The organism is Streptomyces sp. NPDC057428 (assembly GCF_042803195.1).
Taxonomy (GTDB): domain Bacteria; phylum Actinomycetota; class Actinomycetes; order Streptomycetales; family Streptomycetaceae; genus Streptomyces.
In genome coordinates, this window is the sequence record NZ_JBHVCT010000067.1 from 25,880 (window position 1) to 35,721 (window position 9,842).

General features: G+C 72.7%; 8 protein-coding genes and 1 pseudogene. 6 read left to right on the top strand and 3 right to left on the bottom strand.

Annotated elements, in window-relative coordinates; translation table 11 throughout:
* The first annotated feature begins 279 nt into the window (after positions 1-279).
* The 3 genes from ACFU5K_RS23295 (at position 280) to ACFU5K_RS23305 (ending at position 2,421) form a co-directional block, all read left to right on the top strand.
* On the top strand, positions 280-1,218 hold the full coding sequence (locus tag ACFU5K_RS23295; protein ID WP_384064870.1) for a PAC2 family protein: 939 nt from the start codon (positions 280-282) through the stop codon (positions 1,216-1,218).
* A 157-nt stretch (positions 1,219-1,375) separates the two neighbouring features.
* Positions 1,376-1,981, top strand: coding sequence for a dephospho-CoA kinase (coaE, locus tag ACFU5K_RS23300; RefSeq protein WP_384064872.1), 606 nt, complete (start codon positions 1,376-1,378; stop codon positions 1,979-1,981).
* Positions 1,982-2,052: 71 nt separating this feature from the next.
* A complete protein-coding gene (locus ACFU5K_RS23305; RefSeq protein WP_384064874.1) occupies positions 2,053-2,421 on the top strand; it encodes a tetratricopeptide repeat protein in 369 nt (122 codons plus the stop codon).
* Positions 2,422-2,475: 54 nt separating this feature from the next.
* Here the strand turns inward: ACFU5K_RS23305 and ACFU5K_RS23310 are convergent, their stop codons facing one another.
* Positions 2,476-2,802, bottom strand: a complete 327-nt coding sequence (locus ACFU5K_RS23310) for a DUF6343 family protein (protein ID WP_384064876.1) — start codon at positions 2,800-2,802, stop codon at positions 2,476-2,478.
* Positions 2,803-2,992: 190 nt separating this feature from the next.
* Complete coding sequence (locus ACFU5K_RS23315) at positions 2,993-3,346, bottom strand: hypothetical protein (RefSeq protein WP_384064878.1); 354 nt, start codon at positions 3,344-3,346, stop codon at positions 2,993-2,995.
* A 249-nt stretch (positions 3,347-3,595) separates the two neighbouring features.
* On the opposite strand from ACFU5K_RS23315, the gene ACFU5K_RS23320 reads away from it, so the two are divergent.
* The 3 genes from ACFU5K_RS23320 to ACFU5K_RS23330 all read left to right on the top strand — a co-directional run bounded on the left by ACFU5K_RS23320 (position 3,596) and on the right by ACFU5K_RS23330 (position 8,868).
* On the top strand, positions 3,596-4,588 hold the full coding sequence (locus ACFU5K_RS23320; protein ID WP_384064880.1) for a slipin family protein: 993 nt from the start codon (positions 3,596-3,598) through the stop codon (positions 4,586-4,588).
* Positions 4,589-4,705: 117 nt separating this feature from the next.
* Entirely contained in the window at positions 4,706-7,594 is a 2,889-nt protein-coding gene (locus tag ACFU5K_RS23325) for an SNF2-related protein (RefSeq protein ID WP_384064883.1), read from the top strand.
* Positions 7,591-8,868: an SWIM zinc finger family protein gene (locus tag ACFU5K_RS23330; RefSeq protein ID WP_384064884.1), complete on the top strand. Its 1,278-nt coding sequence runs from the start codon at positions 7,591-7,593 to the stop codon at positions 8,866-8,868. The genes ACFU5K_RS23325 and ACFU5K_RS23330 overlap by 4 nt, the downstream gene beginning before the upstream one ends.
* A gap of 63 nt (positions 8,869-8,931) precedes the next feature.
* Here the strand turns inward: ACFU5K_RS23330 and ACFU5K_RS23335 are convergent.
* A pseudogene (locus tag ACFU5K_RS23335) lies at positions 8,932-9,572 on the bottom strand (peptidase).
* Between the last annotated feature and the right edge of the window lie 270 nt (positions 9,573-9,842).

Sequence of the window (9,842 nt, forward strand, 5' to 3'; positions counted from 1 at the left end):
AAGGCACAGTTCCGGCACTGGACCGCCTGCGGGCGGCTCAACAGCCGGGGAGACGCGCGTACTTCGGCGGTGACCGATTCGGCAGACCGGCCGCGCGAGGCGGTGACCGACTCGGGTGCGGGGACGACCGGCTGCGCGGAACGTCCACCTCCGCCGGGAAGGCGGTTGCGGAGCCGCGCAGCCGTGTCCTCGCACAAACGTGTGTGAAAGCGGCCCGGTCGGGAATGCCGCGGCCAGGCGGGGTGTTCTTGCCGGGGAACACGAGGAGGAGCGGTAACCGTGCCTGAACCGCAGAGTTTGTACGAATGGGAGCCGAAGGGCCTGGCCGTCGTCGACATGGCGCTCGCCCAGGAGTCGGCCGGTCTGGTCATGCTCTACCACTTCGACGGATACATCGACGCGGGTGAGACCGGCGAGCAGATCGTCGACGGCCTGCTCGAGACACTGCCGCACCAGGTCGTGGCCCGCTTCGATCACGACCGGCTCGTCGACTACCGGGCGCGTCGCCCGCTGCTCACGTTCAAGCGCGACAGGTGGACCGCGTTCGAAGCGCCCACCCTGGACGTCCGCGTCGTGCAGGACGCCACCGGCGCCCCGTTCCTGCTGCTGTCCGGCCCGGAGCCCGACGTGGAGTGGGAGAGGTTCGCCGCCGCGGTGGAACAGATCGTCGAGCGGCTCGGAGTCCGCCTCGCGGTGAACTTCCACGGCATCCCGATGGGCGTCCCGCACACCCGTCCGGTCGGCATCACCCCGCACGGCAACCGCACCGACCTGACGCCCGGACACCGCAGCCCCTTCGACGAGGCGCAGGTACCGGGCTCTGCCGAGGCGCTCGTCGAGTACCGGCTGATGGAGGCCGGGCACGACGTCCTCGGGGTGGCCGCCCACGTCCCGCACTACGTCGCCCGGTCCGCCTATCCGGACGCCGCGCTGACGGTCCTGGAGGCGATCACCGCCGCGACGGGCCTGGTCCTGCCGAGCATCGCGCACACGCTGCGCACGGAGGCGCACCGCACCCAGACCGAGATCGAGCGGCAGATCGGCCAGGGGGACGAGGAACTCGTCTCGCTCGTCGAGGGGCTGGAGCACCAGTACGACGCGGTGGCGGGTTCCGAGACCCGCGGGAACCTGGTCGCGGAGCCGGTCGATCTTCCGTCGGCGGACGAGATCGGCCGCGAATTCGAGCGCTTCCTCGCCGAACGCGAGGGCGATTCCTGAGCCCGTGCGCCCGGTCGGCCATGGGCCGCCAGGTCCGCCGCGTCGCCTCCGGCTTCCCGGTGACGCGACGGCGCCACCGAGGCCGTTCCTCCCGTCCCGGGCCCGAGATCACGGGTCTCCCGCCGGGACGCCGGAGGACAGCCCCTATGCTCGGCGCATGCTGAAAGTGGGCCTGACCGGCGGCATCGGCGCCGGCAAGAGCGAAGTGTCACGGCTGCTCGCACGCTCGGGAGCCGTGGTGATCGACGCCGACCGGATCGCGCGCGAGGTCGTCGAACCCGGCACCCCGGGGCTCACGGCCGTCGTCGAGGCCTTCGGGCCGGAAATCCTCAAGCCCGACGGCTCGCTCGACCGTTCCGCGCTCGGCTCGATCGTGTTCTCCGATCCCGCCCGCCTGGCCACGCTCAACGGCATCGTGCATCCGCTCGTCGGGGCACGGTCCGCCGAGCTGGAACGGGCCGCCGCGGACGACGCCGTCGTCGTCCACGACGTGCCGCTGCTCACGGAGAACGGTCTTGCGCCGCTGTACGACCTGGTCGTCGTCGTGGACGCGAGCCCTCAGACGCAGCTCCACCGGCTCGTCACGCTGCGGAACATGACGGAGTCCGACGCCCGGGCCAGGATGACCGCGCAGGCCACCCGCGAGGAGCGGCTGGCCGTCGCGGATCTCGTCGTCGACAACGACGGCCCGCTCGAAGAGCTGGAACCGCAGGTCCGCGCGCTCTGGTCGCAGCTCACCGAGAGGGCCGCTGCCGCCACCTGACCTCGCGGCCGGCCGGAATACCGGCCCGCGACCGGATGTTGAGAAGCGGACGCGAGGGGAAGGATAGGACCGTGCCCGAGAGCAACCCGGAAACACATGTCATCGACTTCCGTGCGGCGGAGCAACTGCTCGCCGCACGGGACCCCCGGGGCGCGGTCAAGCTGCTCGACTCCGTGATCGCCGCCCACCCGGAGAACACCGCCGCCCGGCTGCTGCGAGCCCGTGCCTTCTTCGCCGCCGCGCAACTGCGCCCGGCCGAGCTTGAATTCGAGCTGGTTCTGGAGCGTGAACCGGACAACGCCTTCGCGCACTTCGCCCTGGCCCGGACCTTTCAGCGCGCGGGCCGCCCGGAGCAGGCCATGCGCCACTTCCGGCTGGCCGCCGCGCTCGACCCGAAGCCGGAGTACCTCCAGGCAGCGCGCTTCGACGACAAACCCTGACCGCACCCGCCGAAAGGCGGCGAGCACTGCCACGGCGGCCACGGCGGCCGCGGCTCAGGGCCGCTCGTCCCGGTGACCGCTCCCCGCCCGCTCCGGTGGGTCCCGGCGGGCGTAGCGGCTCCGGCCGACCGGACCGGGGCTGTACGGCGGGACGTCCCGGCCGGGCTGGAAACGGGCGCCCTGCCGCATGCGGCGGACGACCAGGCAGAAGTCCGTGACCGTGACCGCCAGCAGGACACCGCAGGCGGTCGCCCAGCCGGCACGGTCGGCGATCAGGAAGGCCGCCAGGCCGAACGCGGCCCAGAGCATGCCCCACAGACTCAGCCAGAATCGCATCCGCAGGGGACTGCGCGCAGTCATCGGTTCACTTCCGGTACGCATAGCCATCGCCTCCCTTCCAGCATGACCCCGCGGCGCCGCGCAGGGAAACCGATGGCGGGGAGCGGGCTGTGGCGAAGGCGGGACAAGGGCGTGCGGTGCGGCCGTGACACCGTGGAGTGACCGTCCCACCCGGCGGTCCAGGGGCCGGGCGGAGGACCGGGCGCCCGGAACGCCGGGAGTCCCGTGCCGGTCAGTGGATGAAGCGGTAGCTGCGCCACAGGGCGCGTGGGGTGTTGGTGTCGGTGAACGTGGTGGCCACGTAGGCGGTCCCGTGGCCGGAGCAGTCGCGGGTGGGGTACAGGACCATGTCGATCAGGGTCCGGTTGTCGACCTTGCTCGCTCCCCCGGGTGCGATCTTGTGACAGCCCTTCACCGAAGGGCTGTGCACGCTGACGACCTGGTCCTCCTCGGTGACGTAGGTGACCGGTCCGACCGCGGTACGTCCGAGGCCGGAACAGCCCGTGACGGTGAGGGTGAGGACGGCCGCGCCGACCGCGATGCGGGTGCGTCGGCGGAGAACGGTGGGGGTCGCGCTGACGGACATGGGCGGGTCCTCATCTGCTCGTCCGGCTCATCGGTACGTCACTCGCAGAGACGTGCTGGCGCTGGCCACCCTGCCCGGTCCGCCCGGTGTCGGCATCCGGTGCGCGGCCGGCCGGGGCCGGTGACACCCGGACGGAGGTTCGAAGATAGGTAAATGGGCATATCGTAGTAAAAGGCGTGATATGGAAGAGTGCGACAGTGCACTCCCGGCCGGGAGTGGCGCGACGCACTCCCGGACGCAGGGGGTGTGATGGTCCAGGTGCTCGTGATCGTGGTCGTGGCGGTGCTGGCGATCTGCGCGTTGTACGCGATGTCCGCGGCCCGGGTCATCAAGCAGTACGAACGAGGTGTGGTGCTCAGGCTGGGGCGGCTCCACGACGAGGTGCGCCCACCCGGGCTCACCATGATCGTTCCCGGGGTCGACCGGCTGCGCAAGGTCAACATGCAGATCGTGACGATGCCCGTGCCCGCCCAGGACGGCATCACTCGGGACAACGTGACCGTGCGGGTCGACGCCGTGATCTACTTCAAGGTGGTCGACGCCGCGAGCGCGGTCGTCCGGGTGGAGGACTACCGCTTCGCGGTGTCCCAGATGGCACAGACGTCCCTGAGGTCGATCATCGGCAAGAGCGACCTGGACGACCTGCTGTCCGACCGCGAGAAACTGAACCAGGGCCTCGAGCTGATGATCGACAGCCCCGCGGTGGGCTGGGGTGTGCAGATCGACCGGGTGGAGATCAAGGACGTCTCCCTGCCGGAGACGATGAAGCGCTCCATGGCCCGGCAGGCCGAGGCCGACCGTGAGCGGCGGGCACGGGTCATCAACGCCGACGCGGAGCTGCAGGCGTCGAAGAAGCTCGCGCAGGCGGCAGAGCAGATGTCCACCCAGCCCGCGGCGCTGCAGCTTCGTCTGCTGCAGACCGTGGTCGCGGTCGCCGCGGAGAAGAACTCCACGCTGGTGCTGCCCTTCCCCGTGGAGCTGCTCCGCTTCCTGGAGCGTGCCCAGCAGGACCGCCCCCAGTCGTCGGGAGGCGACGGGATGTCCGCGGGTACCGTGCCCGCCGGGCCGGCGCCGGGCCCTGCCGCGCCGGGTCCTCCCGCGCCCGACCTCTTCGCCGGGGACCCGGCCGCCGACGGGGCCGGGCCGGGGACGGACGGCAGCCGCTCGGGATTCGACCCCGGCGAGCCGCCGGAGTCCGTCCCGGAGCGGGAATCCGGCGCCGTGCACTTCGTCCGTCACTGACAGCGCCCCGTCCTGCCCGTGAGGACACCTCCGGGGCGGAGGGTTGTCACACCCCACGCCTAGACTCGCCCGAACAGAAGAAGTGCGAGCGGACCGAGGCGGGAGGGGGCGGTGGACATGGCGAGGCGGACGCATGACGAGGCTGCCGACCGGCTCATGAGGTGCGCCGCCGTGTTCCTGCCCGACGAGCTGCCCAGGGACGGGCGGGTCGCCTTCTGGGATCCCGACGGGGCGATCCTCGGGGACGCCGGCGTGGTGCCCACGGCCGAGGGCGGGTCGCCGTACCCGGTCACCGACCTCACCGTCGTCGTGCCCGACGGTGCCGGTGGCGCCCTCACCCGCACGGTGCCCGCCGTGGAACTCTCCGTAGCGGACGCGGTCCCGCTGCTCGCCCGCGCCCGGCACCGTGCCGTGACCCACCCCGCGACCCGCGCCTGGGGGGCCGCCGCGCTGCACGCCCTCACCCTCGTGGCGCGCGGCAGACTCCTGCCGGGCCTGACCGCCGGGGACCACGACGCGTGGCGGGCCGGACCGCGCGACGCCGAAGACGTCGCGCACCTGAGAGCCGTCGCCGCCTCGATGCCGCCCGAGGGACACGCCGTCCCCGTGCGGAGCGCACCCCTGCGCGTGCCCGAACCGCGCGCGCTGCTCGGTGCGTTCCTCGACGCCGTCGCCGACACCCTGCCCCGTACACCGGCCGCCGCCCACGCCATGGGCCTGCCCTTCGCCGCCGGCGACGCACAGCACCTGCCGGACGCCCGCGCATGGGCCGTCGAGGTGGCTGCCGGACTCGACGCGGGAGTGCGGATCTCCCTCCGCCTGGACCTGTCGTCGTACGACGTCTTCGACACGGCCGGCGGCGCCCCGGAGGCGGCGGGGGAGGACACGCACGCCGCGCGCCACGCCGCGGCGGCCATCACCCAGGTGCACAGCCTGGCCGACCCGACGTACGTCACCGACGCCGCCGCGCTGTGGAGCGGTGCGGCGGGCGAACCGTTCGGTCCCAGGGCGAGGATCGACGCCGTGTTCGCACTGCGCCGCGCCGCACGCGTCTGGCCCCCGCTGGAGCGGCTGCTCGACCAGCCCGTGCCCGACGTGCTCGCCGTCACCGAGGACGAGCTCTACGAGCTGATCGGCGTCGCGGGAGCGCGCCTCGCGGCCGCGGGGGTCGCCCTCCACTGGCCGCGGGAACTTGCCCGCTCGCTCACCGCGGCGGCCGTGGTCCGGCCCGCGCCGGGTTCCGCCACCGACGGCACCTCCTTCTTCGACGCCGAGCAGCTCTTCGCCTTCAACTGGCAGCTGTCCCTCGGGGACGACCGGCTCACCGAGGCGGAGATGGACACCCTGGCCGAGGCGCACCGCCCCGTGGTGCGGCTGCGCGACCGGTGGGTCGTCGTCGACCCCGCGCTCGTACGCAAGGCGCGCAAGCGGGAGCTAGGTCTCCTCGACCCCGTCGAGGCGCTCGCCGTCGCCCTGACCGGCAGTGCCGAGATCGACGGCGAGCAGGTCGAGGCGGTGCCGGCCGGGGCACTCGCCGCCCTGCGCGAACGCATCCTCGACGAGGACGCCATCCTCCCGGCCCCGCCCGGCCTCGACGCCACCCTCCGCGACTACCAGCTGCGCGGGCTCGCCTGGCTGGACCGGATGACGTCCCTCGGCCTCGGCGGCTGCCTCGCCGACGACATGGGCCTGGGCAAGACGATCACGGTCATCGCGCTCCATCTGCACCGCGCGCGCACCGCCCCGACCCTGGTGGTCTGCCCGGCCTCCCTCCTCGGCAACTGGCACCGCGAGATCAACCGCTTCGCGCCCGGTGTCCCCGTCCGCCGGTTCCACGGCGCCGACCGCACACTCGCCGGCCCCGACGGCGGTTTCGTTCTGACGACCTACGGCACGATGCGCTCCAGCGCCGAGCAGCTTGCCGCTCACACCTGGGGACTCGTCGTCGCCGACGAGGCGCAGCACGTCAAGAACCCGCACTCGTCCACGGCCAGGGCGCTGCGCACCATCCCCGCCCCGGCCCGCGTCGCCCTGACCGGCACTCCCGTCGAGAACAACCTCTCCGAGCTCTGGGCCCTCCTCGACTGGACCACCCCGGGACTGCTGGGCCCGCTCAAGGCCTTCCGCTCCCGGCACGCCCGGATCGTCGAGAACACCGGCACCGCGGCCGGCCTGGGCAACGAGGAAGCGGTCGAGCGGCTCTCGCGGCTGGTCCGCCCCTTCCTGCTGCGCCGTAAGAAGTCGGATCCCGGCATCGCGCCCGAGCTGCCGCCCAAGACGGAGACGGACCATCCCGTCTTCCTCACCCGGGAACAGGCCACGCTGTACGAGGCCGCGGTCCGCGAGACGATGGCGTTCATCGAGCAGTCGGAGGGCATCGCCCGGCGGGGGCTGATCATGAAGCTGCTGGGCTCCCTCAAGCAGATCTGCAACCACCCCGCGCAGTACCTGAAGGAGGAGCCCACCCGGCTCGCCGGGCGCTCGGGCAAACTCGCCCTCCTCGACGAGCTGCTCGACACGATCCTCTCCGAGGGCGGCTCCGTCCTGATCTTCACCCAGTACGTGTCGATGGCCAGGCTCCTCTCCGTCCACCTCGCCTCGCGCGCGATCGCCTCCCAGCTGCTGCACGGCGGTACACCGGTGCCCGAGCGGGAGCGGATGGTGGACCGCTTCCAGTCCGCCGATGTCCCCGTCTTCCTGCTCTCCCTGAAGGCGGCGGGCACCGGACTGAATCTGACCCGGGCCGCCCACGTCATCCACTACGACCGGTGGTGGAATCCGGCGGTCGAGGAGCAGGCCACCGACCGTGCCTATCGCATCGGACAGACCCAGCCCGTGCAGGTGCACCGGCTGATCGCCGAAGGCACGGTCGAGGACAGGATCGGCGAGCTCCTGGAGTCCAAGCGGGCCATCGCCGACGCGGTGCTCGGGTCCGGCGAGGCGGCGCTGACCGAGCTCAACGACCGCGACCTGGCCGACCTCGTCTCGCTCAGGAGGATGCCATGAGCCCCGGCGCGGGCCCGTCGGCGCGACCGGGGCCCGACGATCTGCGGCGCACCTTCGAGGCGGTGCCCGCCCGTGCCGCAGCCACCGAGGGCCCCTTCGCGGAGAGCTGGTGGGGCCGGGCCTGGGTGGACGCCCTGGAGTCCTTGTCGATGGACGAGGCGCGGCTCGCCCGTGGCCGTACGTACGCCGACGGCGGTCATGTGGCGGCCGTCACCGTCACCCCGGGCAGGGTCATCGCCTACGTCCACGGCAGCCGCCCCCGCCCCTACCGTGCCGAGCTCCACCTGCGCACGTTCTCGGCGGCCGACTGGGACACGCTCCTCGACGCCGTCGCGGCCAGGCCGGGGCATCTTTCCGCGCTTCTCGACAAGGAGATGCCGCACTCCCTGGTGGACACGGCCGACGGGATCGGCATCCGGCTGCTGCCCACCGCGGGTGACCTGGACCCGGACTGTTCCTGCCCGGACCGGGGGCGCCCCTGCAAACACGTGGCGGCGCTCTGCTACCAGACGGCACGGCTGCTGGACAGCGACCCGTTCGTCCTCCTGCTGATGCGCGGCCGCGGCGAGCGTGAACTCCTCGACGAGCTCGGCCGCCGCAACGCCGAACACTCCGCCCGCGAGCGTCCCGAAGTCCCCGAGATGCCCTCGGTCCCCGCCGGTGAGGCCCTCGCCGATCGCTTCCTGCCGCCGCTGCCCGCGCCGCTGCACGTCCCGCCGCACCCCGGGGAGCCGTCGGCCTACCCGGAGCTGCCCGGCGCCCGTGACCCGCTCGGTCTCGAGTACCTCGCCTCGGACGCCGCCGTCCGTGCCCACGCGCTGCTGACCACCGGGGAGGACCCGCTCGCCGGCTTCGACACCTGGCAGGACGCGGTGCGGATCGCCGCGTCCAGGCCCACCGCGGGGCTCACCGCCACGACCAGGGCGCTGTATCGCGAGCTCGCCTTCGCCACCGGCCGCAGCACCACCGATCTGGCCCGGGCGGTCGCCGCCTGGCGGCAGGGCGGCACCGAGGGGCTCGCCGTGCTGGAAACCCCATGGGACCCGCCGGCCGGCCCGTTCGACCGGGCCAGACCGGCCCTCGCCGCGGCCGACTTCCCGCGCTTCCAGCCCTGGCGCAACCACCTGACCAACGCGGCGGGCACGCTCCAGCTCCGCTTCGGCCACGACGGCCGGTGGTACGGCTACGAATCGGACCCCGGAGAGGACGACTGGTGGCCTCGCGCCGCGCCTGACCCGGACCCGCTGGCCGCGCTCACCGCACTCCGGTACTGACTCCCCGGGCAGACGCGGTCCGCGGCGGCGCGACCGACCCGCCCACGGCGAGCGTGCACGTGGTCAGCCTTCGTCGCCCGGCCGTCCACCGGTGTTCGTAAGGCCGGGCAGGGAGACCCCGCGGCCCGCGAAGAACTGCTCGAAGACGGGCAGGGGCAGGGTCGCCGTACGCGTCTTCGCCGTCGTGCCCGACGGGTTGTGGAAGTGCACGCCGCCGCGCGGGAGGTGACCAGCACGAGATGGCCGCCGCGCCCTGGGGCGGGTGTCCGCGGATGCCTGATCCCGTAGTGCACGGACGCCATGACGCTCCGGCCCGCGTCCAGCAGTGCGAGCAGCCCGGCGGGGGACAGCTCGCGGTGGACGACCGCGTCGAGGCCGTGCACCTCGGACGCGTACCGGGCGAAGGGCGCGTAGACCAGGCCCTTGATCACGCCGTCGGCGTCCTCGGTGTAGGCGTCGTACTTCACCGCCCCGTCCCGCAGCGCGAACAGATCGGGCGAGTCCGTGCCCAGTGCCATGCTCAGACACGTCATGCCGCACAGATGACCGGACCAGCGCGCGTACTCGGCGGGCGACGTGGCGCCCGACTCCGCCCAGCGGGGGTCTTCGGCCGGATCGAGGCCGCCCTCCACGATCGCGCCCACCAGATCCGGCGAGGCGAACTGCGTGAGCACGGGAGCGCGGCAGGACCGGCAGCTCGTCACCTGATTTCTCCCAGGAGGCGCCGGCCTTCAGGCCGGGGAGGATTGGGTACTTGGGGCGGAGCCGCGAAGCGGCGGAGTTCTCTGCACATCTGCTGTGACCTGCACTTCGGTTGATTGTCAGTGGGTGAGGCTAGGGTCTTGGCCATGGCGACGGCGCGGGAGACAGTGGAGGGGGCCGGGCACGCCCGGTACAGCTTCCGCTTGCGTGTGTCGTCCACCGGGCTCACCGGGCTTGAAGGCGAGTGGGCGCGGTGCCGTTGGGTGTGGAAC

Excerpts from the sequence above, each read along its gene's own strand:
- ACFU5K_RS23320 (WP_384064880.1), top strand. The coding sequence starts at position 3,596 with ATGGTCCAGGTGCTCGTGATCGTGGTCGTGGCGGTGCTGGCGATCTGC.
- ACFU5K_RS23310 (WP_384064876.1), bottom strand. The coding sequence starts at position 2,802 with ATGCGTACCGGAAGTGAACCGATGACTGCGCGCAGTCCCCTGCGGATG.
- ACFU5K_RS23315 (WP_384064878.1), bottom strand. The coding sequence starts at position 3,346 with ATGTCCGTCAGCGCGACCCCCACCGTTCTCCGCCGACGCACCCGCATC.
- ACFU5K_RS23325 (WP_384064883.1), top strand. The coding sequence starts at position 4,706 with ATGGCGAGGCGGACGCATGACGAGGCTGCCGACCGGCTCATGAGGTGC.
- coaE (WP_384064872.1), top strand. The coding sequence starts at position 1,376 with ATGCTGAAAGTGGGCCTGACCGGCGGCATCGGCGCCGGCAAGAGCGAA.
- ACFU5K_RS23330 (WP_384064884.1), top strand. The coding sequence starts at position 7,591 with ATGAGCCCCGGCGCGGGCCCGTCGGCGCGACCGGGGCCCGACGATCTG.